At 42.2% G+C, this 24,682-nt stretch carries 27 protein-coding genes and 2 tRNA genes; 27 read left to right on the top strand and 2 right to left on the bottom strand.

Going from position 1 to position 24,682, the window contains the following annotated elements; all coding sequences use genetic code 11:
• Positions 1 to 4: 4 nt before the first annotated feature.
• Complete coding sequence (locus tag ACYRYY_RS14260; protein WP_460216263.1) at positions 5 to 1,186, bottom strand: efflux RND transporter periplasmic adaptor subunit; 1,182 nt, start codon at positions 1,184 to 1,186, stop codon at positions 5 to 7.
• A 265-nt stretch (positions 1,187 to 1,451) separates the two neighbouring features.
• Here ACYRYY_RS14260 and ACYRYY_RS14255 point away from each other — a divergent pair, with 265 nt between their 5' ends.
• From ACYRYY_RS14255 to ACYRYY_RS14225, 7 genes are all read left to right on the top strand, one after another.
• A complete protein-coding gene (locus ACYRYY_RS14255) occupies positions 1,452 to 3,476 on the top strand; it encodes a methyl-accepting chemotaxis protein (protein ID WP_460216262.1) in 2,025 nt (674 codons plus the stop codon).
• A gap of 166 nt (positions 3,477 to 3,642) precedes the next feature.
• Positions 3,643 to 4,017 (top strand): ArsR/SmtB family transcription factor, encoded by a 375-nt coding sequence (locus ACYRYY_RS14250; RefSeq protein WP_460216261.1) that lies wholly within the window; start codon positions 3,643 to 3,645, stop codon positions 4,015 to 4,017.
• A 1-nt stretch (position 4,018) separates the two neighbouring features.
• Positions 4,019 to 6,406, top strand: a complete 2,388-nt coding sequence (locus tag ACYRYY_RS14245) for a heavy metal translocating P-type ATPase (protein WP_460216260.1) — start codon at positions 4,019 to 4,021, stop codon at positions 6,404 to 6,406.
• Between the two features lie 76 nt (positions 6,407 to 6,482).
• Positions 6,483 to 7,490 (top strand): lipid A deacylase LpxR family protein, encoded by a 1,008-nt coding sequence (locus ACYRYY_RS14240; RefSeq protein WP_460216259.1) that lies wholly within the window; start codon positions 6,483 to 6,485, stop codon positions 7,488 to 7,490.
• A gap of 192 nt (positions 7,491 to 7,682) precedes the next feature.
• Complete coding sequence (locus tag ACYRYY_RS14235) at positions 7,683 to 8,243, top strand: hypothetical protein (RefSeq protein ID WP_460216258.1); 561 nt, start codon at positions 7,683 to 7,685, stop codon at positions 8,241 to 8,243.
• An 11-nt stretch (positions 8,244 to 8,254) separates the two neighbouring features.
• On the top strand, positions 8,255 to 9,076 hold the full coding sequence (locus tag ACYRYY_RS14230; protein ID WP_460216257.1) for a hypothetical protein: 822 nt from the start codon (positions 8,255 to 8,257) through the stop codon (positions 9,074 to 9,076).
• Positions 9,077 to 9,223: 147 nt separating this feature from the next.
• A complete protein-coding gene (locus tag ACYRYY_RS14225) occupies positions 9,224 to 10,633 on the top strand; it encodes a PAS domain-containing protein (protein ID WP_460216256.1) in 1,410 nt (469 codons plus the stop codon).
• Between the two features lie 192 nt (positions 10,634 to 10,825).
• On the opposite strand, the gene ACYRYY_RS14220 is transcribed toward ACYRYY_RS14225, so the two are convergent.
• Positions 10,826 to 11,233: a helix-turn-helix domain-containing protein gene (locus tag ACYRYY_RS14220; RefSeq protein WP_460216255.1), complete on the bottom strand. Its 408-nt coding sequence runs from the start codon at positions 11,231 to 11,233 to the stop codon at positions 10,826 to 10,828.
• Positions 11,234 to 11,458: 225 nt separating this feature from the next.
• Here ACYRYY_RS14220 and ACYRYY_RS14215 point away from each other — a divergent pair, with 225 nt between their 5' ends.
• The 20 genes from ACYRYY_RS14215 (at position 11,459) to ACYRYY_RS14120 (ending at position 24,590) form a co-directional block, all read left to right on the top strand.
• Positions 11,459 to 11,599 carry a hypothetical protein gene (locus tag ACYRYY_RS14215; RefSeq protein WP_460216254.1) on the top strand — a complete coding sequence of 47 codons (141 nt, stop codon included), beginning with the start codon at positions 11,459 to 11,461 and terminating at the stop codon, positions 11,597 to 11,599.
• Positions 11,600 to 11,663: 64 nt separating this feature from the next.
• Positions 11,664 to 11,736: transfer RNA gene (locus ACYRYY_RS14210), tRNA-Pro, on the top strand.
• Between the two features lie 46 nt (positions 11,737 to 11,782).
• A tRNA-Gln gene (locus ACYRYY_RS14205) sits at positions 11,783 to 11,854 on the top strand.
• Between the two features lie 263 nt (positions 11,855 to 12,117).
• Positions 12,118 to 12,573: a YopX family protein gene (locus ACYRYY_RS14200; RefSeq protein WP_460216253.1), complete on the top strand. Its 456-nt coding sequence runs from the start codon at positions 12,118 to 12,120 to the stop codon at positions 12,571 to 12,573.
• A complete protein-coding gene (locus tag ACYRYY_RS14195; protein WP_460216252.1) occupies positions 12,570 to 12,998 on the top strand; it encodes a hypothetical protein in 429 nt (142 codons plus the stop codon). The genes ACYRYY_RS14200 and ACYRYY_RS14195 overlap by 4 nt, the downstream gene beginning before the upstream one ends.
• Positions 12,995 to 13,777, top strand: coding sequence for a hypothetical protein (locus ACYRYY_RS14190; protein WP_460216251.1), 783 nt, complete (start codon positions 12,995 to 12,997; stop codon positions 13,775 to 13,777). Before ACYRYY_RS14195 ends, ACYRYY_RS14190 begins: the two co-directional genes overlap by 4 nt.
• Positions 13,778 to 13,797: 20 nt before the next feature.
• A complete protein-coding gene (locus ACYRYY_RS14185; protein WP_460216250.1) occupies positions 13,798 to 14,355 on the top strand; it encodes a hypothetical protein in 558 nt (185 codons plus the stop codon).
• A 3-nt stretch (positions 14,356 to 14,358) separates the two neighbouring features.
• A complete protein-coding gene (locus ACYRYY_RS14180) occupies positions 14,359 to 15,765 on the top strand; it encodes a flotillin family protein (RefSeq protein WP_460216249.1) in 1,407 nt (468 codons plus the stop codon).
• Positions 15,766 to 15,810: 45 nt separating this feature from the next.
• On the top strand, positions 15,811 to 16,377 hold the full coding sequence (locus ACYRYY_RS14175; RefSeq protein ID WP_460216248.1) for a hypothetical protein: 567 nt from the start codon (positions 15,811 to 15,813) through the stop codon (positions 16,375 to 16,377).
• The gene (locus tag ACYRYY_RS14170) at positions 16,364 to 16,849 is read left to right on the top strand and encodes a hypothetical protein (RefSeq protein WP_460216247.1); all 486 of its coding nucleotides are present in this window, start codon (positions 16,364 to 16,366) and stop codon (positions 16,847 to 16,849) included. Before ACYRYY_RS14175 ends, ACYRYY_RS14170 begins: the two co-directional genes overlap by 14 nt.
• Complete coding sequence (locus ACYRYY_RS14165) at positions 16,846 to 17,070, top strand: hypothetical protein (RefSeq protein ID WP_460216246.1); 225 nt, start codon at positions 16,846 to 16,848, stop codon at positions 17,068 to 17,070. Before ACYRYY_RS14170 ends, ACYRYY_RS14165 begins: the two co-directional genes overlap by 4 nt.
• Positions 17,067 to 17,420, top strand: a complete 354-nt coding sequence (locus tag ACYRYY_RS14160) for a hypothetical protein (RefSeq protein WP_460216245.1) — start codon at positions 17,067 to 17,069, stop codon at positions 17,418 to 17,420. The genes ACYRYY_RS14165 and ACYRYY_RS14160 overlap by 4 nt, the downstream gene beginning before the upstream one ends.
• A gap of 144 nt (positions 17,421 to 17,564) precedes the next feature.
• The gene (locus tag ACYRYY_RS14155; protein ID WP_460216244.1) at positions 17,565 to 19,682 is read left to right on the top strand and encodes a hypothetical protein; all 2,118 of its coding nucleotides are present in this window, start codon (positions 17,565 to 17,567) and stop codon (positions 19,680 to 19,682) included.
• Positions 19,679 to 20,521: a DNA methyltransferase gene (locus tag ACYRYY_RS14150; protein ID WP_460216243.1), complete on the top strand. Its 843-nt coding sequence runs from the start codon at positions 19,679 to 19,681 to the stop codon at positions 20,519 to 20,521. Before ACYRYY_RS14155 ends, ACYRYY_RS14150 begins: the two co-directional genes overlap by 4 nt.
• Positions 20,512 to 20,949 carry a hypothetical protein gene (locus ACYRYY_RS14145; RefSeq protein ID WP_460216242.1) on the top strand — a complete coding sequence of 146 codons (438 nt, stop codon included), beginning with the start codon at positions 20,512 to 20,514 and terminating at the stop codon, positions 20,947 to 20,949. Before ACYRYY_RS14150 ends, ACYRYY_RS14145 begins: the two co-directional genes overlap by 10 nt.
• Before the next feature lie 28 nt (positions 20,950 to 20,977).
• Positions 20,978 to 21,613, top strand: coding sequence for a hypothetical protein (locus ACYRYY_RS14140; protein WP_460216241.1), 636 nt, complete (start codon positions 20,978 to 20,980; stop codon positions 21,611 to 21,613).
• The gene (locus ACYRYY_RS14135; RefSeq protein ID WP_460216240.1) at positions 21,613 to 22,203 is read left to right on the top strand and encodes a hypothetical protein; all 591 of its coding nucleotides are present in this window, start codon (positions 21,613 to 21,615) and stop codon (positions 22,201 to 22,203) included. The genes ACYRYY_RS14140 and ACYRYY_RS14135 overlap by 1 nt, the downstream gene beginning before the upstream one ends.
• Before the next feature lie 47 nt (positions 22,204 to 22,250).
• Entirely contained in the window at positions 22,251 to 22,715 is a 465-nt protein-coding gene (locus ACYRYY_RS14130) for a hypothetical protein (RefSeq protein WP_460216239.1), read from the top strand.
• Between the two features lie 272 nt (positions 22,716 to 22,987).
• On the top strand, positions 22,988 to 23,740 hold the full coding sequence (locus ACYRYY_RS14125; RefSeq protein ID WP_460216238.1) for a hypothetical protein: 753 nt from the start codon (positions 22,988 to 22,990) through the stop codon (positions 23,738 to 23,740).
• Positions 23,733 to 24,590 (top strand): recombinase family protein, encoded by an 858-nt coding sequence (locus ACYRYY_RS14120; RefSeq protein WP_460216237.1) that lies wholly within the window; start codon positions 23,733 to 23,735, stop codon positions 24,588 to 24,590. Before ACYRYY_RS14125 ends, ACYRYY_RS14120 begins: the two co-directional genes overlap by 8 nt.
• The last annotated feature ends 92 nt before the right edge of the window (positions 24,591 to 24,682 follow it).

The raw sequence follows: 24,682 nt of genomic DNA, 5'->3' as shown, positions 1-24,682 counted from the left end.
GAGATTACTCCGCAGCAGGCTTAACCGCCGCTCCATCCCTCAGCCTTTCCTGACCTGCCGTTATTATAAGCTCGTCACCCTTCAGCCCGTTTTTTATCTCTATATCAGTATTGTACAATCTACCGGTCTCCACCTTCTGTGCGTAGGCTCTGTTTTCCTTAAGCACAAAAACCGCAGGGGCGCCCTGAGTATCCCTGACAACGGAATTAAGCGGCACCGTGAGCATCTTTGTTTTTTCATCTGCCACGACAGCTACATCCGCCGCCATACCAATTTTCAGAAGCCCGTCAGGATTGGAAACTTCTATTTTTACAAGATAAGTTCTGGTGGCTGGGTCAGCGGAAACATTCACAACACGGACTCTGCCCTCAAAAACCTTATCAGGGAGTGCAGAAATACTTATTTCAGCCTTCTGCCCGGTTTTTATGAACCGTATATCCTTCTCCGGCATGCCTGAACTCACGTCCACAGGGTCGAGGCAGACAGTCTCCACAACGGGATAGCCCGATGAAACTGTTTCACCTTCTGCTATGAAGCGTTTGGACACATAACCGTCATTTACGGCATAAAGTTTTGTATCGTTTAATCTTTTTTGTTCATATGCCAGTGCAGCCTGCGCCTGTCTGTAAGCAGCGGCTGCCTGTTGTTTGTCCTCTTTCTGTCCGCCTGTCTGCGCCATTTCATATTGGCGTTCGGCAGATTCATACGCCGCCTTGAACTTAAGATAATCATTTGGAGCAAGACTCCCTGCATCATAAAGCATTTTCATTCGGGAGTGTTCATCCTTTGAGCGTTCGTATGCTATTCGAGCCTGTTCAAGCTGTTCACTTCTTACAGGTCTGTCGGCTTTTTCAAATGCCGCTTTTGCCATATCAGCCTGTGCTTTGGATCTGCGGACGGCTATTATATAATCAGCGGGGTCAAGCTCTGCAATGAGAGAGCCTTTTTTCACAAAGCCGCCCTCATCAGGTACAATGCGAACCACTCTGCCCGCAACAAGGAAAGACAGTTTTGACGGAGAATCCTGTGATGTGACAGTGCCCCCGGCCGAGACTCTGAGATGTTCATCAACCATATTAACTGCTGTGGTTTTTACCGGGATAAAGTTTTCTTCAACGGTTTTTTTGTTGCTTCCGCATCCCCATAAAACAGCCAGAATTATTAAAATGGTCAATGATTTTTTCATAAATATACCTCATTTCCTAATATACCTGATTAGATTATATGCCTGTTTAATATTTATATCATCGCACCTTTGTTATGTCATTTCAATAAGTTCGTCAATAAAGTTGTCAATTTTCTAAACATATTTTAGTTATATGTGAAACATAAAAATATAAAAACATACTGCTTATATGTGAATTATTATTTTCATATGAGTATTAATATAATCATATGCACAAAGAGCAAATAGTGTTATATTATTCAATATTTATTTACAGAGGATGCTCATGAAAATTTCATTCAGAATGAAAATTCTGCTTCCGGTGGTGGTGAGCGTTGTTATCGCTTTCCTCCTCACAGGAATAGCCTCCTATCGGGCTGTCAACAGGGAGACAGTCATAATCGCACAGAACGATGTGCGGAATATGACTTACAGATACGGTCATCTGATCAAAAGCTATGTGGAACAGGCACTAAGCACTTCTTTTGCTCTGTCAGCATCGGCAGAGGCAATGTCTGCGAACGGCGGTGCAATCGAGCGCAAAAAAGTTGCAGACATGCTTAAAAAGGCTGTTGAGGACAACCCAACGCTTTTTGACGCATGGATTGTCTGGGAACCTGATATGTTTGACGGACAGGATGAAGAGCTGGACGGAAGCGGTACATCAGGCACGGGCGAAAACGGTCAGTTCGCCCCCTTCGCAGTGAGGCTTGGCGGTGTTGTGAGACTTGCAGCAGCAGGCGGCATGTATGAGTCCGACTGGTCATCGGACTGGTATCAGAAGCCTTTTCAAAGCGGCAAACCAAATATAGGCGAACCAATCACCCGTAATATAGGTGATGAAACTGTCACATCTGTGTCAATAGGAGTTCCGTTTACCGTAAACGGTAAAACAGCAGGTGTTGCAGGCGTTGATATATCTGTTGAACTCTTTGATGAGCTGCTTTCCGGAGTCAGCGTTTATGAATCCGGCTATACGTTTATGCTTTCTCACAACTATACTGTTCTTGTCCATCCGGTTTTGGAAATTGTCGGCAGCAGGGCACGCCTTGCGGATACCATCAGCCCTTATCTTGACAACGGTGAAGAATATTTTGTTGAGACTGTTTCATCCCAAACTGGAAAAACATCCTACACGCTTTACTCTCCAATAGAAATCGACGGGACAGACTACAGCTACTTCATAGGCTTAAGTGTGCCTGTTGATGAAATAATGAAGGCTGTAAAGGAAATAACAGTAACAATAGCAGTGGCTGCAATCGCCGCTGTGATTGTGATAATGGCTGTAATACTTGTCATTGTCGGTTTTCTCATACGTCAGCTCGGCGGAGAACCGCAGGAGGTTGTGGCGACTGTTCATAGAATAGCAGGCGGCGACTTTACTGCTGATATCAAAACAGCTAAAAACGACAATTCAAGCCTTACTTACGCTGTGAAAGAGATGGTTGAAGGCTTAAGCGGAATGATAAAAAATGTGACCGATGCGGCTGACAGACTGCGTGAGGCGAGCAGTAATCTTTCTACCGGAGCCCAGCAGCTTTCCAGTGGTATGACGGAGCAGACGGAACGCTCAGGGCTTATCACCATCGCTTCAAGTGAAATGAACTCGACCACGGGAACCATAGCGCAGGACCTCACCGAAATAACATCCTTCGCACAGCAGACAACTGAAAAAGCCGTAAACGGAGACAAAGTTGTTAATAATTCCTTACGGGCGGTGGAAAAAATTAAAGATACTGTGGATCAGTCCGCAGTGCTTGTGCATTCCCTCGGTGAGAAATCACAGGAGATAAAAGATATCGTCAACGTAATCAGTGATATAGCAGACCAGACAAACCTTCTGGCGCTTAATGCGGCAATCGAGGCAGCAAGAGCCGGTGAAGCAGGAAGAGGCTTTGCAGTGGTTGCTGATGAGGTTCGCAAACTTGCCGAACGCACCCAGAAAGCAACAACAGAGATCTCGGCATTAGTTCAGGGAACTCAGACAGAGATGAACAATGTTATTGTCTCAATGGAAGGAGTTACATCGCAGGTTCATCAGGGTGTGGAATCATCCCGCCTGATCAGCGCTGTCCTTGAAGAGATTCAACAAGGGGTAGCTATGCTTCAGTCGATGGTTGAAAATATCTCCAGCGCCACACAAGAAATGGCTTCCACAAGCTCACAGATTCAGCAGGATATAAGCTCCATCTCATCTGTATCAAACGAAGTTAAAACCACTTCTGACCATCTGGCGGAAAGCGCATCCGGTCTGGAACATATTTCAGATAACCTGCGCCAGCTTATGAGCAGATTCAGACTCAAAAATTAATCATCAGCCATAAAAGCCCCTGAAACAGCAAGCTCAGGGGCTTTTTCTATTTTGATCATCAAACAATTTTCCATAACCTGTCTTTTCATTCTTGACTTTTACTATTACGCTGTTATCATAACGTATGAACATATAAGCATATGTTATCACGTATTCGGAGTCAGAAATGGTTAAGGAAATAGAAAAAGACCTTTGCGATGAGAAGTGTATACACCCACAATCCATATGTTTTATAAAACAAAACATGCTTGATGAAAGCATGGTGTATGACCTCTCTGAAATGTTCAAAGCTATAAGCGAACCTTCAAGGATAAAGATACTCCATGCACTGTCAAGGCGTGAGCTTTGCGTATGCGACCTTGCGGAAGCGCTGGGAATGAACCAGTCGGCTGTGTCGCACCAGCTGAGAGTTTTACGCAGTGCAAGACTTGTCAAATTCCGCAAAGAAGGAAAGGAAGCCTGGTACTCTTTGGATGATGATCATGTCGTAACCCTTATGTGCCAAGGCATAGAACATATTTCGCACCTTAAAGAGAAATAAAATGATAAAATTTAAAAATCTGAATAATAAATGCACTGACGCTTGCTGCTCAGGAATAAGCATCCACGAAGCCGAAGAGGCAAAACAGGAAAAATGCCGGACAGTATCACTTCATGTGGAAGGTCTGGACTGTGCCGACTGCGCAGCAAAGCTGGAATCCGCCGTAAAAAAAATGGCGGGGGTAGCGGAAGCTAAAATAAATTTCACTGCGGCAAAGCTTAAGGTCGTATTCGACGAGACTGCCACAGATATTGAACAAATCATAAAAACAGCCGCAGGCTTTGGTTACAGAGCATTTGAAAAAGCGGAAAACGCAGTGACATCAATATTCAGGCTTAATGGTCTGGACTGTGCCGACTGTGCAGCAAAACTGGAAAAGCGTCTTTCATCCATGAAGGGTGTAAGTTCAGCTAAAGTCAACTTCTCAGCATCAAAAATGACCATAAGCCACTCCCTGAATGACACCGATATAATTAACGCTGTGGAACAGGCTGGCTATCAGGCTGTAAAACACGGGGACAAGGCAGTGTTCACTCCATGGTGGAAACAGCCGAGAATGCTTGCCGTTGCCGCATCAGGGATTGTTCTGACTGTTTCTATGATTGCGGATAAGGCAGGTCTGAACGCAGTTCCTTTATATGCTCTGGCGATGTTCCTTGGCGGGTTTCATGTGGCAAAAAGCGGCTTTTTTGCACTTAGAAGCCTCACTCTGGACATGAACTTCCTTATGATAACAGCGGCGGCAGGTGCGGCGGCCATCGGTGAGTGGAGCGAAGGAGCAACAGTTGTCTTTCTTTTTTCATTCGGCAATGCATTACAGGCATACACAATGGACAAGACCCGCAACTCAATAAGGTCACTCATGGAGCTTGCCCCGCCGGAAGCCCTCGTACGCAGAAACGGTCAGGAAACCCGCATGAAGGTTGAGCAGATTCTCACTGGAGATCTTGTAATAGTAAAACCCGGAGAAAGAATCGCCGTTGACGGAATAGTGTCAAACGGCTCATCCTCTGTTAATCAGTCTGCAATAACGGGTGAGTCAATGCCTGTGGATAAAAACACAGGAGATCAGGTTTACGCAGGAACTGTGAATACCCACGGGGCTCTAGAAATAACTGTCACCCGCAAAGCAGAAGACTCAACTCTGGCTAAAATAATGCACGCAGTGGAAGAAGCACAGGCGCAGAAAGCTCCTATGCAGCAGTTTGTGGATGTTTTTGCCAGATATTATACTCCGGCTGTAATATTCGGAGCAGCAGCAATAGCAGTGTTCCCTCCCCTGTTTTTCGGAGCAGGTTTTAGTGTATGGTTTTACCGTGCTCTTGTTCTTCTTGTTATTTCATGCCCCTGCGCTCTGGTTATATCTACTCCTGTATCAATAGTTTCAGCCATAGGCAACTCATCACGCAACGGAGTGCTTATAAAGGGCGGAGCCTACATGGAAAAACTGGGCGGAATAAAGGCATTTGCCTTCGATAAAACCGGAACTCTCACCTACGGAAAACCCCATGTCACGGATGTTATTCCTTTTGCTTCCGTAACAGAAGAAAAGCTTCTTATACATGCCGCCGCTGTTGAAAAGTGGTCTGAACACCCTATAGCAAAGGCTGTTACAGAAAAGGCATCAAAATACGGTATTCCTGCTGTCACAGGCTTCAAAGCCATACCCGGTAAGGGTGCAATGGCAAATCTGGAAGGTGCTGTCGTTTACGTGGGAAATGCACGCCTGTTCAGGGAAGCGGGAATTAATACAGAAAAATATGAACAGACTGTCAGCACCCTTGAGCAGCAGGGTAAGACAGTAATCTTCATAGGAACCGAAACCGAAATTTACGGTATAGTCGCCGTTGCGGATACATTGAGAGACAACAGCAAACAAGCGGTTGAAGCACTGAAAAAAGCAGGGGTAAGCCATATCGCAATGCTCACCGGAGACAACGGCAGAGCAGCTTCCGCTGTGTCTTCCAGCTTAAACATCGACGGAGTTTACAGTGATCTGCTGCCTGAAGACAAAGCAGATGCTGTTAAGAAACTCAAAGCCAGCTACGGGAGTGTTGCCATGATAGGAGACGGTGTTAATGATGCACCTGCCCTCGCACTGGCAGATGTTGGTATTGCTATGGGTGTCGCAGGTTCAGACACTGCTCTGGAAACCGCCGATATAGCTCTCATGGCTGATGACTTGAGTAAACTGCCCTATGTAATAAGACTCAGCCGCAAGACACTTGCCGTAATTAAGCAAAACATAACATTTTCCATAGCTGTCAAAGCACTGTTCATAGCGGGCACATTCTTCGGATTCGTAAACCTCTGGCTTGCGGTACTTGCCGACACCGGCGCTTCAATACTTGTTACATTAAACGGAATGAGGCTTATCAAAAAGATATAGAAATATTTTACTCCTTGATAACCGGACAGACGAAAGGTTATAGTTACTTTTACTATCCGGTTATCAGGTGCAAAGTATGGAAAAAACAGTAAGAAATCTCATTAATGCAGTTTGTCTGACCTCGCTGCTTCTTACGTTTATTCCGCTGAAAATATTCGCATCAGACGACGGACCCAACGGAACATTGAGCTTCGTTATAGAAAATGACATGTTCTACAGCGACCGTTACTACACCAACGGAGTTCGTGCCTCATGGACCACAGCAGCCGATAAAAGACCGGAATGGGCATACAAAGCCGCCCGGCTGCTCCCTTTTTTCCCTGACAATGCCTCTGTGCGGACAAACTATGCTTTCGGGCAGAATATGTACACGCCTAAAGAAACCGAGCTTAAAAACCCCTCCACCGATGATCACCCCTACGCAGGCTGGCTCTACGGCTCTGTGGGATTAATCGCTGAAAACGGCAAGCAGCTTGACCAGATTGAATTTACATTGGGCATTGTCGGTCCTGCTTCAATGGCAGAACAAACACAGAAATTTGTCCACAAGGTCAGAGGTCTTGATATTCCACAAGGTTGGGACACACAGCTTGATAATGAACCGGGATTTGTTCTCACTTACCAAAGAAGCTGGAGAAGTTACGTCTCAAGATCGTTCCTCGGATTTGAATACGACATCACCCCCCACGCCGGATTTGCTCTTGGCAATGTGTTCACTTACGCAAACACAGGCGCAACACTCCGCTACGGAAAAGGACTCCCCGTTGACTACGGTCCTCCCAGAATCCAGCCCAGTCTGCCCGGTTCAGGGTTTTTCATACAGCAGAAAAACTTCAGCTGGTATCTGTTCGCCGGTCTGGAAGGAAGATATGTAATACGAAATATATTCCTCGACGGAAACACCTTTACCGAAAGCAGAAGTGTGGACAAGGAAGAATTTGTCGGGGATCTCCAGATGGGTGTTGTTCTCTCAAAGAAAAATATACGCCTCGCATACACCAAAGTGCTTCGTACCAGAGAATTTAAGAGGCAGTCTTCCGATAAGCAGGATTTCGGCGCACTGAGCATCTCTATCCAGTTCTAAAACCTAAAAAAACAATAAACTTTTATCCTGACGGCATACAGCACTGTTCTGATATTCCAAATATTGATATATCCATCACAATTTATGATTTTATTTTCATATCGTATAGTTATTTTTCATATCATATATATTATATTGTTTTCCTTCCGTATACCCTTTATTTTTCATTATCGGAATTTAAAGAGGTGTCTCATGGCATGGCAGGATTTCCCGCAATACGGCATAAGTGTTAAGAATATGATTTTTCAAAACTCATGCTTCCCTTGTTCCCTTCATATGATACTGCGTAATCTGGATAAAAGCAGGTTTGCACCATCAGATGAATTTGAAACCATGTGGAACACATTTCAGCAGGAATCAACAGGCAAAACACTTGATGAAATGGGTGTACTTACAGAGGAAATTGAAATTTTTCTCGATAAGACACCCATGGAAGGCTTCACATGGACAGTATTCAGACCCGCTGATGATTCTCAGGCAACCCTGGATCAGGCGAACAATCTGCTTAATGAATATGAGGGAGTAATCATCGGTGTCGGACACGCCACAATTATTCTCAAAAGCCAGAAAGGCTACACCCACTATCTTACATCAAAACTGATAGAGGAAGATTATATAAGCCCAGATACGGCAGTCACAGCGCAGCTCATTAAAGCGGATACAGGTGACGAGGTCGCCGTCAGATTCGATGGAGTCAATAATCATGACTTCATGGCGGTCGGCACTGTTGCAGCCTTCATAAAGCGTGTCTAAGGAGGACAGAGATGAAACTCACTGCGGAACAGGAAAAAACACTTAGTGCAGCATTCAGCGAAGCAAGGGCAAAACAACCTCAGGTAAAAGCAAGAGAAAAAACCGGCGTGGAATCATGGGAAAAATCAGACACAGACTTTGCAACAGCCACCCATGACGCCCAGCTTCAGTTTGACTACAACAAAAACCCTAATGAGGTTTCTGCGTCTGATGAATCAAAGCTTCGCTTTATCATGCAGGTGGTACAGCAGCAGGGAACAAACCAGCTTGTCACCGCAGGGCAGGACTTCACACACGACAGCGAAGTGTGGATACAGTTTTTTGCCCGCTATCCTCTTCTCTTCAACTTTCAGCTTAGGGAAAGCAAGAAGTTTTCCGAAAATGACTTCACTCTCTCAGTTAATGCTGATCTCATTTCCACATGCATTGATGCAAAAGCACCGGAAGATATAAAAAATGCATTTATTCAGGCACTGAAAAATTCCGGCGGAGATGCCCTGAACTCATCCACAAAAGAGAACAACCTTCAGTTTCTTACGCTGATACGCTCATACGACAAAGCATCAACACTCACCATATACCGTGCCCAGCTTGATATGAAAACAGTTGATGTAAGAACTATATGCGGCGGCGTCAAAAAAGTTGACCTTAAAATCTCATATGACAGAGTGGTTTTTGAGATAAACAACACCCTCGCTCTGGCGATTTACCCTACCCTTGTAGGGCAGGCAACGGATATTGCTGCACAGTTCATGTCCACTTTCTTTAAACAGTTTGCGGAAAAAGAATTTAACAGATTCAAAAAATGGCTTGATGATCTGGGCAAAAAGTAAAACACTGGCGGGTCTGCGGAGAAAAAACAACTTCGCAGACCTTCAATATTAGACTCATCAAAAAAAATTCGCTTTTCTTAACCCAGATCAAGTTTATATGTCCTCAACAATGTTATTTTTCAGTTATGACATTACGGAGGATGCAGTATGAAAATCAGTAAAGACATGACAGTCTATAAGGTCGTTTCACAGTATCCGCATCTGAAAGATATTTTTATAGAATCAGGCTTCAAAAGTATTACAGACCCGATCAAGTTCAATACTGTCGCAAAAGTTATAACCATTGAAAACGCATGCAAAATGAAGAATGTTGATCTGTCTTTGTTTCTGATTAAGCTTAATAATGCTTCGGCTGACAGCGGAAATTTTGAAAAATCATCCGAAATGGAACGCCATATACAAGTTAATAAACAAAGGGCAGATAAAATAGCAGCAATTGTTCATAAGTTTTTCGGAGGGGCAGATACAGCTTCCCTGCAAAAAGAATATGAGTCAATAGCCCCGGTGACAGCGGAGGAGTTTGCTTATGCGGAACAGCTTATATCCGATGCAGGAGTACCGGACAGTAAGTTTGAGAATGAAATAAGCGGAATAATATCACTCTTCCGGTCCTCACTGGAAAACACAGCTCTTCCGGAGCTTCCTGCCGGACATCCGGTGTCAACATACGTCAGGGAAAATGCAGAAATCCTCAACCTAACAGGCAAAGTCAGGGAAGAACTGGGAAGAATAAAGCCTAACCTAGACAGGATGCTTTCTCTCTACAAAACTCTTAAAGACGTAAACCTCCATTATGTGCGAAAAGAAACTCAGCTTTTTCCTTACCTTGAGAAAAAAGGTTTTGATAAACCCACCACTGTCATGTGGACACTCCATGACAAAGTCAGAAAAGGAATCAAAGACAGCATTGAAAACCTTGAACATGGACGCACAGAAGAATTTCTTAAAATTCAGGACTTTTTACCTGATGAAATTGAGGGAATGGTATTTAAAGAAGAAAAAATCCTTTTCCCTACAGCTCTTATGATGCTGGATGAAGCAGAATGGAGGCAGATACGCAGTAATGAAAAAGAGCTGCAATACTGCTTCATAGACCAACCTGAAGGTTGGGAAGGTAATCAGGATTCCTCAAAAGCGGATCACAAAGGATTTGCAGTTCTTGGGGAAGGTATGTTGTCTATGGAGCAGCTTAATGCTGTTTTCAGTCATCTGCCTTTTGACATTTCTTTTGTGGATGAAAATGACCGGGTTAAGTTTTATAATGCTGCACCAAACAGGATTTTCCCCAGAAGTCCGGATGTCATAGGTCGTGAGGTAAAATACTGCCACCCCCCGAAAAGTGTTGCAACCGTGATGGAGATCCTTGACTCTTTCAGAAACGGAAAAAGGGACAAAGCTGAGTTCTGGCTTACTCTGAATGAAAGATTTCTGCATATACAATACTTCGCAGTGAGAAACGGAGAAGGAAAATATATGGGAACTCTGGAAGTTATGCAGGATGCAACCGAAGTAAGGAAACTGGAAGGAAAAAGAACACTGCTCTCATGGGAGCAGTAGAAAAGAAAAAATCGGGGAAACAGGATTTGAACCTAAAAAAATGGCTCTATGTAATACAAAAAACCCTATAAACTCAAGAGTTGATATTACCATCTATTACATAATACCTCTGAAAGTGTGCCAAATAGTGTGCCAAATTTACAATGATATAGATGCTAATGATTCCCTTAATGTGAACAAAAGCTCCAGAATCTAGGAGACGAGTCTGATCAAATCATCAACCAGTTTTTCGCTAATTTCGTTGCCGGATTGTTCGTAAAGGGTGGTTATTAGTTTTACCTTTTTATCCACAGAGAGAGCATGAAAAATATTTTCATATTTCTCGCCATATAATGTTTTGAATATTTGGGAAAAGATATTTGAATCCTGTCCGGGCACCCTTTTGCCATTCACGATATAATCAATACTAAGTTCGCACTGCAAGCATACCCCAACCAACAGATCCATGCTGATCGTGTTTTTCATGCGCCACTGAGAAATACTTCTTGGGTGTGTTCCGATCTTTTCTGCTAATTCATTATCCCTTTGAACAGACAGGGACCCTTTCAGCCTTGTTATAATTCCCTCTATATCAAATTGAGTATTCTTACCTTTCATCATAACTCCTTCAAAACACAACAGAGCAATTATCTCTGTACATCTTAAATACAATACAAAATAACTCGCTGCAACACAGAATACCTTTTAAAGTTTATAAACTACATTTTACATTGACAAAAGTAAAATACCGATTATCTTTTTATGAAAATATAGTTTTGGATAAAAAAGACACAAAAATGACCCGGGAATCCAAGTAAGAATATACATCAGCTAAGGAGGTACACGGTGACTGAGCTTGACGTAAAAATATTAGCAATCAAATCCCTTATCGATGATTTACAGGACATTGCATCTGACGACGAGATGGCTGAAGCACTCGATGATATCGGGAGCCACATCGAAGCCTTGCAAGACCTGTACGGTTAAAATCAGGGCGGGCCCCCGCCCTTAATAAAGCGCTGGTTCTGTTTGGCCCCAGCGTCTTATTAAGGTGGGTATAGCTCAAGTGGTAGAGTACGTGCTTTGGGAGCATGTTGTTGCAGGTTCGAATCCTGTTACCCGCATATTTGTTTTCGGTTCGGTGCAAGTCCGACTACGGGTATTTAAATAGCCCTATGGCCGAAGAGGTAAGGCAACGGATTTTGGTTCCGTGATGTGTAGGTTCGAGTCCTACTAGGGCCGTTTATTTTAATGGCGGAAGATTTTTACATGGTTAAATATCTGCACGCACACGATATTGGCACGTTTGTAATGCTCTACGATAAAGAGCAGTCTACACAGCTACAGCGTCAGTTCCAGAGTTGGGCTAATTTTGCGTGGGCGTGGTGCAGGTATGGTTTTGATAAATGGCTGAAAATAAAAAAAAAGTCAATATTGAAAATGCAAATAATAGCATGGTGATGAAATAGGAACCTTGAGTCAAGGTAATGAGCAGGTGAAATAATATGTGCGGAGAAATGAAACTCAGAGCATGGGACGGATTTCATGAAAAAATGTCATACGGAGAAACAGAGCAGTTTGACGATATGCTTGGTTTCCGGTTCGACCATTTTGATACTGAAAAGCCTGTGTATATGAAATCTACCGGCATGTTCGACCAAAATGAAAAGGAAATATGGGGTTCTGATATTGTTCGTATTCCCGTTGAAATAAACCAAGAATTACACGGGAAGTGGGCAGACTATGAAGTCGTTTACAGAAACGGCCAATGGATTGCCTCATATTTAAGTTCTGAAAAAGGGGCGGTCTTACCAAGAAACTATCTAGCAAGTCCGCTTATATTATACAGAGAACACGATAAAGACGCATATTTTGCTGATAATCGGCTTTTTCAGAAGATTGACGTTACAGTCGTCGGGAATATTTACGAAAACCCTGAATTGCTTGGAGTAAAGCCATGACCTTTGAAAACTATCCGTGGAGCACGGACTATAAAAAACTGTGGAAATATATACAACATAAAATTGAATTTGAACAAAAGAATCCGAGTCAATTATTCCCTGATATAGGGTTAGTCTGTGTTTATGATGAAAAGTATCTCTCTGATATAACCTACCTATATTCACCGTGGGAACCGTTTACTGAAAAACCGTTGTCTTTGCATATAGGATTCGACCCTGTAAGCCAATGTTCAGGTGATATATCTGGATATGAAGAATTCGAAGCGTGGGCAAAGTCTATCAATATTCGTTTTCTCGACCCTGCTGAAATATTATTTGGAAGTTGGTTCAAAGGCAGGGAGTGTGATTTCATTGAATTAAATTTTGGAAGCAACGTTGAAATACCTAAACAAGAGATTGTGGATCTCGAAAAGGACGGGGAATGATGGGCTGGAAAGCAATAAAAGAGAAATTCTGTATTGAGATCATGATCCAGATAAGAGAAATCAGGAGGTGTGAAGTGAAGATGTCTTTGAAAATATCCGTCATCGTTTTTATAGCCATGTTTGTTACCCTCATTGCTATTGAATCATATGCCAGAGGTGGTGGCAGTCGTGGCGGTTCAAGAGGCGGCTCCAGTTCAAAGAGCAGCTCATATAAATCATCTGGTTCTTCAGTCCGAACAATGTCTTTTACCACGAGAATTAGTTCAGGAAAATCCCATACAGGAAGCGGTATTAAAACAAACCATCTCCTTAAAGCAGCTGTGATCTATATGCTCCTAAACGGCAGTTCAGAAAAGGCTTACAGCGAACCTGTCATTATTAAAAACCTAAATGACAGCAAAGAGCGTTGTGTTAGGGGCAATATCGAAGAATGCGAAGCTCTGTGTGTCGGAAACTATCTATTGAGCAAAAAGAAGGGGTTTACGAGCGCAAAATTGACCAAAGAGCTTCAGAGTATGAATGCCGGGATTCACTGGACATGTGAAAGTATCCTGACTGGCAAAATAAGTGAGAAACCTGAGATACATGAAGCTATTTTGTACTACACAGGGGGGTATGTTGATGAAAGACAAGAAATCACAGGTAAATATATCGATGAAAGACAAGAAATCTTAGCTTTCATTAATAACCTACGAGACACGTCTTATATATCAAATATACAAATGGAACGAGTTCAGTCATCACGAGATTATTTGAAACAGCATGAAAATCGCGAATAAATAAAAATTGGAGGTTGAGCGTGGAATTTGAAAATATCCATTTCTGGATAGCTATCATTGCTTCGGGAGTTTATGTGCTGACGCAGCTTATCCCTATGCTTTTGGGTTACGGTATCGACGTGGACGGATTGGACGCCGACATAGAAGATACGGAATCTTCAAGTATTTTTGAATTCATTTCTTTCAAAAACTTGGTGGTATTTATGATGGGTTACGGCTGGAGCAGTTATGCGCTGATAAAAATCGTTCCCGACATCATGGGTGCAGTCATCGTTATTTTAAGCATATTCGTAGGTATCGTTTTAATTTTCATCAATATGCTTCCCATGAAGGCGCTCTTGAAACTCCAGCAGAAGAATGAGTTTCACAATAAAGATATCGTCGGACTGAGCGGAATAGTAACTGTTTCAACATCGAAAAACGCCATAGGCAAAGTGAAAATAACCGTTGGCGACATCATAAGAGAATACTTTGCGCTCTCCAACGGTGAAGACTTGGCAGTCAACACGCCTATCACTATTACCAAAGTTTTGGAAGACGGCGTAACGGTTTTAATAAAGAGAGAGAGGAGAGATTAAGTTATGAGCTTTGAAATGTTGTCTTATGCAGCGATAATCATAGGAATTATCGCAACTGTATTTTTTGTGGGCGTAATCACGTTCCTCAAATACTACGTAACCGTACCATCCGATAAGATTCTTGTTGTCTACGGTAAAGTCGGCGGCAGTGAAACTGTAGTATGCCAGCACTCCGGCGCAAGATTCATCGTTCCGGTCATCCAGAAATATTCTTTCTTGGATATGAAACCCATTCAGATAGACATCAACCTGGATGGAGCTCTGTCTAAACAGAATATCCGCGTGAGCGTGCCTTCCCGCTTCACAATAGGTATTTCCAATATACCCAAGATAATGAAAGCGGCCGCAGAAAGGCTGCTTTCTATGAACGAGGCACAGATCAAAGAAAATGCTGAGGAAATTATTTTCGGGCAGCTCAGAGCAACTATAGCCACTCTGGGGATTGAGGAGATCAACGAAGACAGGGAAAAGTTTGAACAAGCTGTTATTGAAAACGTTGAAAAGGAGCTCAATAAGATCGGCTTGATGCTGATCAATGTCAACATCAAGGATATCACAGACGGCGCCAACGGTTACATTGATGCTTTAGGCAAGAAAGCCACCGCAGAAGCTATCAATAAAGCCAGAGTTGATGTTGCAAATCAGGAAAAAACCGGTGCCATTGGTCAGGCAGAAGCTAAACGTGAAGAAAGAGTAAGCGTAGCCGAAGCTGAGTCAGAAGCAATAAAGGGAGAGAACGCCGCAAAAATCACGATTGCTAATTCCGATTCAGAAAGAAAAATAGCCGAAGCTGTAGCACTCAGAGCTTCAGAAGCCTCTGAAAAAGTTCAAGCAGCGAAAGCTCTTGAAGAAGCATATGCAGCTGAACAGCAAGCGGAAGAAGCACGTGCGCTCAAAGAAGAAGCTCGTCTGAAAGCAGAAACTATTATTCCGGCAGAGACAGACAAACAAAAAACAGTCATTGATGCAACAGCGGCGGCGGAAGCTATGGCTCTGGACGGACAAGGTAAAGGAGAAGCTGCAAAGAAAGAACTGGAATTAAAAGCTGATGGCGTAAAAGCCATGCTTGAAAAACAGGCTGAAGGGTTGAAGAAGATAGTTGAAGCGGCAGGCGGAGATCCTAAAGCGGCATTTATGCTTATGATGGTCGATAAGCTGCCTGAACTCACAAAGATACAGGTTGAAGCTATAAAAGGTATCAAAATCGACAAAGTTGTCGTGTGGGACGGCGGTACTGGAGCAAATGGAAACGGCGCGGTTCCTGATTTTCTCAGTGGTCTAATGAAGAGCGTTCCCCCTCTGAACGAAGTTTTTAAGTCTGCCGGAATGGGTCTTCCCGAATGGATTGGACAAGCGATAACAGAGGATAAGAATGTAAAAACTGATGAAGAATCAAAAAGTTTGACCTAGTAAAATCAAGTGTAAAGTTGATAAGCAAAACGGGGCTCTGGTTCAATGAGCCTCGTGAACACAGGACGGTACATGATGGGGTGGAAAGCATTAAAAGAGAAATTCAAAATAGAACATATCGTTCAGGTAACATCAAAAGGCATATGTATCGGTTCTCCATATGTACATGAACTTGCAGTCATCAATGTGGAAATCGGTAATATAGTAGTGCATAAAACTTTTCCTGAGTTTTTAGAGAGGTTTTATCCTGCGCTGCTTCTCACTAGCAAAGATGAAATTTTTGATCTTATTAAGGTTTCCGACAGCTTTGAGGACTCTATTACCGTTTTCACATATAAGGGGAGTGAGATTATCGAAAAAAGGTGTGAAACGCTCGGCTGGCCGAACATAACTCACGACGGTTGTTTGATGTACGACAATATGTATTCAACAAACAGGGATTTGGTCATCAAGTGGGCTCAAGAGGATGTGGAAATAGGAATAACGTCCACTGAAAGAAGAATCCTTGAACTCAAGGACGAGTTCAGAGTTTGTGATGACCGCCTTAGGACTCTTAATGAACATCAAACGAAATTAAGAAACATAAGCGGAGGTCACTGTGGAGTTGATTGAAAGGATAGTTGCAAACAACGAAATCTCAAAGAAAGCCTACGATATAGGGTTGAGAATAGAGAGTGTATTCAACTGGGCACAGGAGTGGAATAACGCCGACACTTTTGAAAAAGAGGAAACTCCGAAAATTATTGAGCGTGGGAAAAATCTGTTCGGTAATGAAAAGTCTCTTATCCCTGCTCCAACAGTTGAAGAAGTACCGCTACCGTTTGGAGAGGTACTGGAAGGTAAAAAAATTTCATTATACGAAGATGGTCAAGGGATTGGAGTATACAATCTTTTTCAGTGTCACCGTGTTTTGAGCGTTGCATACAGAAAACATGGCAATAAAGCGACAGTTCACCTCGCAGTTGCGAGATGGCTTATAAGAAATATTCCCAAAGCCCGTCAATGGTATATCGACAAAGGATACCTTGATAAAGCTAAGTTTAATGAATGGCTTAAAAACAACGTCAAGGAGCAGCACTCATGAGTCGTTTTAAATGTAAAAAATGCGGCGGTGAAATTTCCTCTCCGCAGATAATTTCAGCCTTCGGAGACTTAGACGATAACGGTGATTTTAATACATATTCAATAGAAGATTCAAGCATAACGTATTTCGTTGAGTGTTTTGGATGCGGAAAAGGTTTTAAAGTAGGGGAATCCGGCGACTATGGCCACATATCAGAAGTTGCGACAGAAGCCAATGAATGAGACATGCTGCGACTGTGAAAACTACTATCCAATGCTCTTCCGTGGGCAGCGTTTATCATCTTGCGGAGAGTGTTGGAGTGGAGTCAATAAGGGCTTCTTGGTTAGGTATGATGAAAAGCCTTGTGAGAATTTTAAGCCTGAAAAGTCAAAGGAGGGAAATACGCATGAGTGAAGTATCGATCATTCTAGATAACGAAAACAATACTGTTTGTGTTGTGGTTAAAGGAAGCATCCCTCAATCGACTGAATACCATAGGTTTCTCACAGAAACAGCAAACGGGTTAACCAGACTTACTGGCAGACAGTGGCGAATTAAGATGCCCTCAGAAGGGCAATTAATGAGCTTATAAATAAAATTGGAGGCAGAGCGTGGAATTTGAAAATATCCATTTAATGAGCACCCTGCCAGACGGAGCTTTTAATAATGAATTACCAGCCTTCTCACAGCTTAACTGTGGAAGATTTTATAAACACTGCTCAGTAAGGAGTATGTTATGGAAAAGCAAAACATTACAGTTTCCCATGATGAAAAGTTCGATATAGGCACAGAAGAGCCGGCGCCGTTCAAAGTAGGCGACTGGTACTGGTTGCCCACAGAAGGCAACGCCAAAGAACTCTCGAAATACAATGCTCATGTAACCAAGGTAATCGATGGAAAGATATATTCCCTGTTCACCGTGACGAACATCAACAGCAATGCGGTGGACTTTGAGGCCCCACGCACAACTTCTTCAAGATCAAGCCTTCGCCTTATGACTGCCGAAGTTGATATGCGGTGCTTCATAGAGCTAGATAGCGCAAAGATAATTCAGAAGTTTGTAGGAAGGAAGCAGGAAATGATACAGACAGCTTTAGGCAAGCTCCAGCTTAAAAGTGCCGGGCTCGGGCTTATGAAGCTCGACAGTCAACAGGAACAGTCCGATTCTGCATCAACTGAGCTGGCCATACATTCCACTGATACCGTTCTTGAAGAGTATAAAGAAGGACTTCTTGAGTTCAGGGATAAAACATATCCTGCAACGAAAGAACTGATTCATAAAGAAATATCCATTCTTTCGGCATGGATGTCTGCGAATATGATAGGTCTTGAAGCATCGTTAGAACCTGTGGGAGAGTCGATAAAGAAAATACAGGGCAAGCTGGAGACAATCTCTCTTTATGCGGGGCTTACAGAAGAGCTTCTCCATGTCAGAAAAGGAAAGCCTGCCAACATAGACGAAAAAATCAACATCTTTCAGCAGCTCCTTTACATGGATGAGGAATCCCTGCTTAGTTACAGCGACGGCGGCATGGAATTCAAAGACATACATGCTTTTAATAAGTGGCTCTGCAAACCGGAAAACTTTGAAAGAATTCTACCGTTTCCGAAAACTATAGTTGCGTTTCAGGTAAGAAGAAAAACTAAAGAAAGAAAATACAAATTAGACCTCTGGGTGCGCATCGAACTTGAAGAGCAGGATAAGTTGACCTTCCTTTATGTCCGAAACGGTGAGAATCTCTGGCTGTTGAGCACTGATTTCGAATTCGGTGAATTCCTCTATGAAAAGAGAACGATCCCTTGGGATGTAAACTCTCAGCTTTTTGTAAAGGCAGAGTTGTGGATGCGCAGTGTCAAGAAGGCTGAATTCAAAGATGAAACAACTCTCCGTAACCTTTGGGAAACATGGGAAGGTAAAAAGACCGTATACCGCCAGAAAGAGCTTTTTGGCAGTTACGAGCCTGAAGGTCCGGCGATGAACAGAAGCTGGAACGAAGAGGCAGTAATTGAGTTCTTTTATGATTATGGAGGAAACCTGAGGACGGTAAGTCTTTATGAAGAAGGCCACTACAGTCCTGATACTTATGAGAGGTTCGATGCGGACTATCTGTACTTCGACGAGGTTTCAGATTACGTGTTTAACGAACTCTCAAAGGAAAATACATTTTTTGTAATCCTTCAGGGTTTGCTTGACCGCTCCGCAGTGCTCCAGCCTATTCCCCGCATTTCCCTCAAACGCCTTAAGGCCTTTGAGCATATCAATCTTATAACCTCTCACGGAGCTATTTACAACGGTGCAGAGCCGCCTTCAATCAAAGAGTATCTGAGAGGGCTCAACTCCACAGTCAAGGCAGGAGATGTTTTTTACGGCCAGTACGAAATGTGGGTCGAGAAGGAATACGAGAAATATCTTAACAGGACCGGAAGCGCATGGGACTTTAATAACAGAAGAACAGACAGGTGGGTCGTCAGTATGCTTAAAAACAGGGGAAATCCCGGCCCTTCTGTACTGTCAGCCTGCGAAAAAGTGCGGAACGGTAAAAACGGGAGGACCATTGTTTTTTCATGGCTGAGAAAGTTGAACTGCCGTGGCTGGTGGGACACGAGCGAACCGGATAAAAGAGCGACTATAGAAATCCCTTTAAATGAATCAGAGCCGTACAGAATTTACAACCTGTCCAACTATAAAAAAGGCGACTTCCTGAAATTCTTCAGAGATCCCAGGACGAGAGAGAAATATCTCGAATGGGCTCCTATTCTTTTAAGCGGTGAAGACCTTGTTTCCGGCCGTAGTGAATATTGGTGCCCTGAAACGAATTCGTTTCGTACTCTCGATTGCAGGGTAAAAGCATGAGGCAGCCGGTTCCCTTCTATCAAGACGATTTCGTTACGCTCTACAATGCCGACTGTTTTGAGATTGCTAAAGAGCTTGGTTTGCAGGCCAATATGGTTCTCACTGATCCTCCGTATGGGTGTACTGAGCAAAAATGGGATATTGGGATAAGCTGGCATGAATTTTGGCAAATGATTCGCAATTGTTCAAAAAAGACAGCCGTTATCACATTCAGTATAAACCTTGTCGGCTGCGCTGAAGCTATGGCTACATCAACAGTGCCTTTCCGTTTTGCGTGGCATTGGCGGAAAAACAAAGGAACAAACCACCTGAACAAAAAGAACCAACCTCTCAGGGTGATAGAGCATTTTCCTGTTTTTTGCAACACAACGCCCCCCTACTATCCTCAAATGTCAGAGGGTCTCCCTCAGAATTTTGCTGTTTCAAGGGAAAGTAACATCTTCAACAGAACAGTTCCGGTAGAAAGCAGGACTGGAGCTAAAGATCGTTTCCCCTTCAATGTTATTGAGGACTTTCCGGAGCTCCTTATTAGTTGCCCCGTCGTTAACAACGACAGCTCAGATAGGATACACACAAACCAGAAACCGATAGAGTTGTACGAGTATCTAATACTCACACACACCAAATTAGGCGACACTGTTTATGATGGATATGCCGGCTCAGGTAATGTGGCTAAGGCCGCCCGTAATACAGGCAGAAAAGCCGTCATAGTGGAGAAAAGCACAGAGCAGTGCGAAAAAATTGTTGCGAGTCTCAAAGGCGAAAAGCCACACTTACGTCCTAAAGGGCTTACAATCGAAGACTTTATCAATGAACTGGAGAATGAAGAATGCGTTTAAAAGAGAATAAAGTGATCGTTTTTTTTAGACTACCTGAAACGAAGCGCTTTTTTAATACACTTTTGTTAACTATTTTGTTGGGTTATTTTCCGTTAATCATGTTTGTTTTTGATCTTTATTTCATGTTTACAAGCACAGGTATTATGTTTGTTTTTTCAAGCGTAGCAGCCTTATCCATAGTCTATTTTTTTTATAGATTCCAGTTTAATATATTTAAAGACACAATTCTTCTGTTCAAAGCAGCGAGAATTACATGGAAAATAAGAAATATCCTTGATGTTAACGCTCACGATACGGTTGAAAGCTTGCTTTGGCTCAAAGACCATTTACACAAGCACGGGGCTGATGATTTGTTCAAAATGATTGAAGAAAAATACAATAGACGGCTGGAAGAGCTTAATAAAGAAGCTCAAAAAAGACGGGAGTAGCTACACTTTGAGACATTGGAGGATTGACATGAAAATGCCTGCAATTAAGAATTATGAAAAACTGACTGCTGCTGATAATTTTATCCGTAAGTTTGCAAAATGGGTAAATGCCTTTGAAAACAAATCTTATGACTATGAAGAAAGGGTAAAAGGGTTCATAAAGTGGTTCAGAAAAAACTGGTCGAAGCATGAGCGGACATTTGATCTCTTGTTCCTCGGATATGTGACTCTGCATCAAAACGCTTGTGATCCCGAAGCATACACATTGGAGTTTCGTCCGGATATCAAGGCTTTTCTTGATGCCGGTGGTATAGAGAATCTTAAAAGATTGGAAGAGCATTTCAAGGCTGTCACAAAGCATACCTTATGCTCTAAGTGCAGCGGCTCAGGCGTTTTTCTTTATTCAAATACGTCTACATGGAGAAGCCGCCCGGGAACGATTGCCGGTTGTGCCATGACCACAGATGTTTGCGATGAGTGCTGGGGAACCGGAGATACGGAGCGAAAAGGGCGTAATCTCAGAGAAGACGAAATCAGTGCTCTGAAAATCAAACTCAGCGTTTTGCAGGAGCTTCAGCAGGAAATGAATTCCGGAGCCGTAAGCTTTGAACCCCGCATAAAACGTTTGGTAAGGCAAATTGCGGACTATAAAGGAGAGAAATAATGAAAGATTTTGGCCATTATCCGTGGAGTACGGATTATAAGAGATTATGGGAGATGATCGGGGAGTTTATAAAAGAACATGACGGACAAGTCCTATGGGAAGATATCAACATCCTTGCTCTGTGTGATATGACGTGGTCAGATAAGAACCATTTGGGCGGCATAATTGTTAATCACAATGAAGACGATGGAATGAGTATTCGTATTGGCAATGACCCCGATGTTGCATGCATTGGTGAGATAGACGACTCTGAGGATTTCGGATATTGGGCTTTTTCTATCAATCTGCGGTTTCTTGATCCTTGCTCATATGATGCTCTTTGTCTAAAAAACACCCTACTTGAAAAACAAGTGGAAGAACTGAAGATTGCTCTGCAAGAAGCTGTTTGTTGGCACAAATATCCAGAAAGAATTCCGACAGAAAGGGAACAGGTTATTGTCGAACATAAGAATGGAGATATAGTCAAAAGACGATACTGCAAAGAGGTAGAACAGTGGATTTTCTTTGACCACCCAGAGAATAATCCTGTAGTACGTTGGACACCGTTTCCTAAAGACTCAGAAAACTACAGTATTAATGAGAATGAATGAGCAAATTTGAACAATTAACACATAATTGAATTGCAGGAGTTGAACTGATGATAGGCAAACAATTTAATATTAATTCTAATGTTTTAACGAGTAATATGAAAGGCTCTAATAACACGATCGTTATTAATGGTAAATCGTACAGAGGAAATAGTGTATCTATCTCTGGTGACGGAGAAGTTATTATTGATGGTATTAAGCAAGATTCTGTTATTGGTAAAATATCTGTCACTCTCAATGGAGATACTGATTCAATCGAACTTGAGTCAGGAGAGGTTGTTGCAAATAAGGAATTAATCAAAACATTATTGACTAATGTGGCATTAATTCTATGGGGTGCCTGCCTTGGCACTACTCTCATGAGATTTGTAGGAACATACGCAGCCTCGAATTCATTTAAAGAAGCAGTGCTGAGGAGTGCACCTATTTTCTTATTCTTTAATGGCCTGATAATCATTGCATTGGCTGCAGCGTTTGCAATAATTAAGTTATCCTTCTGGGTAGAGAGAAGATGAATAAAGATATACGCAATTTCTCTGATTAAATAAAAAATATCCCTCTATAGCCTGTCATCTTAGATGGGCTTTTTATTATACTTGAGAGCGAAGGGAAACGCATCTCGCAACTCTACCCCTTTAAATCATAACATATCCTCTTAGAACGCAAAATATAGGTTAACAATGTCAGATCGTAATCATTTTCCAAGTAATATTTCAATTCAGAAATGGTCGTTTTTGTATTGAAATATTATATTTATAGATTATTTTATGGTTAGACGGAGGCTAATATGAAATTTAGAAAATTAAGAAGAGAAGCTAAGAACTTTTTTCTTTCGGGTTCAATAGAGCGTAACGAGGATATTTTAGATATTTTAAATATTGATGATGAAATGTCTCCAGGCAATCCTGTCAATATCACCATTGATAGTATCCCTGATTATCAGTTAGGAGCAAAAAGAAATAAATTTAGCCATAACGTATTATGGTTAAAAACAGTTAACGAAACTTTCGAAAAAGATTACTTTTTTGTTTTGAGAAAGAAATTCACGCTCTTTAATGCAAAACTTGGAATAGTTGCAAAGGCGACTGGATACAAGGTCGCTACAGATTATATGTTTGATGAAGTCTTAAAAAAACAAGTTGTATATTTCTTTGACGGGGAAGACGGGGAAACTGGACAGTCTGAATACGAATTAGCTGTAGCTATTCCACTTGATTTAATTAATAGACATAGAGAAATATTCCTTTTAACTCGCTTAGAAGTGTCCAAAAAATATCGTAAAGAGGGAGTAGCTACTCTACTGATGGAGCGTATTCTTGAAGATAATCCTCAGATAATTTTAAAACCCTGTCCACTCACGGAATCAGAAGTCGAGAGCAAAGACAGCGGGGATGAGGATATACAAACCGAAGATATTAAATGCTTTTATAAAGCTGTAGTAGAAAAGAATAAAAACTACAATCTAAAAACTTTCAGGTCAGATTTTGACGACTGTGAATATATGTTAATTGCGGACTCGTTCATGGTGAAAAATGAATAAATATGTCGGATATTTCCGAGTCTCAACTAAAAAACAGGATTATGGACTTGACGCTCAGAGAGCCGCCGTTGAAAATTTTATTCAATCCAAAGGTGGTGAAATTGTATCTGTCTTTTCTGAGAAAGAGTCAGGTAAAAATGCGGAACGTCCTGAGCTTAAAAAAGCGATAGAACAATGCAAAAAGACTGGCGCAAACTTGATTATCGCCAAACTCGACAGGCTTAGCCGTGAAGTAGCGTTTCTATTTAACTTAAAAGCAGAACTCGATAGAGCTGGTGTTGGTATCGTCTGTTGCGATCTGCCGGATCTCAATACACTAACACTTGGTATCTTTGCAACTATGGCGCAGCATGAACGAGAACTCATCAGTAAAAGAACCAAAGAAGGACTCGCTGTGGCCAGAGCTAAAGGAAAGAAGATAGGTGCTTCAATTCCTGTCCCTGAACCTGTCAGAAAAAGCGGAAATGAGGCAATGAAGAAAAAAAGTGTTGAATATTACCAGAATATAAAAAAACTGGCTTCGAAATTCAGGCAGAATGGAATGACTTACAAAGAAATTGCATTGTTCCTCAATGATACCGGGCATAAAACTGTACTGGGCTCTGAATTCCAGTCGTCCACCGTTTACCGCATACTGGGCAAAAAGCGCAGAGAGTATCCTAAACCGCTTATATATCAAATTCGTAAGATGTATGAAAATGGCAGCTCATTGACCGAAATAGCGAAAACGATTAATAATGATGGCTATAAAACCATTACAGGCAAGAAGTTTCAATATTATACGGTTAAACAGATACTACGGAAATACTGCGGTATCAATAAAAAAACCCCTCCTACCGCAAAGCAGTAAGAGGGGTTCGGGGTCTTTCAGAAGAAAGGCGTTCAAATGGATTGTGTCCATGTATTTATACATAGATTCCACTTTCACACCGAAAGTCCGGA

Source organism: Geovibrio sp. ADMFC3 (assembly GCF_054687035.1).
The sequence above is the reverse complement of the archived record's forward strand: the minus strand, read 5'-3'. Positions and strand labels throughout refer to the sequence as shown.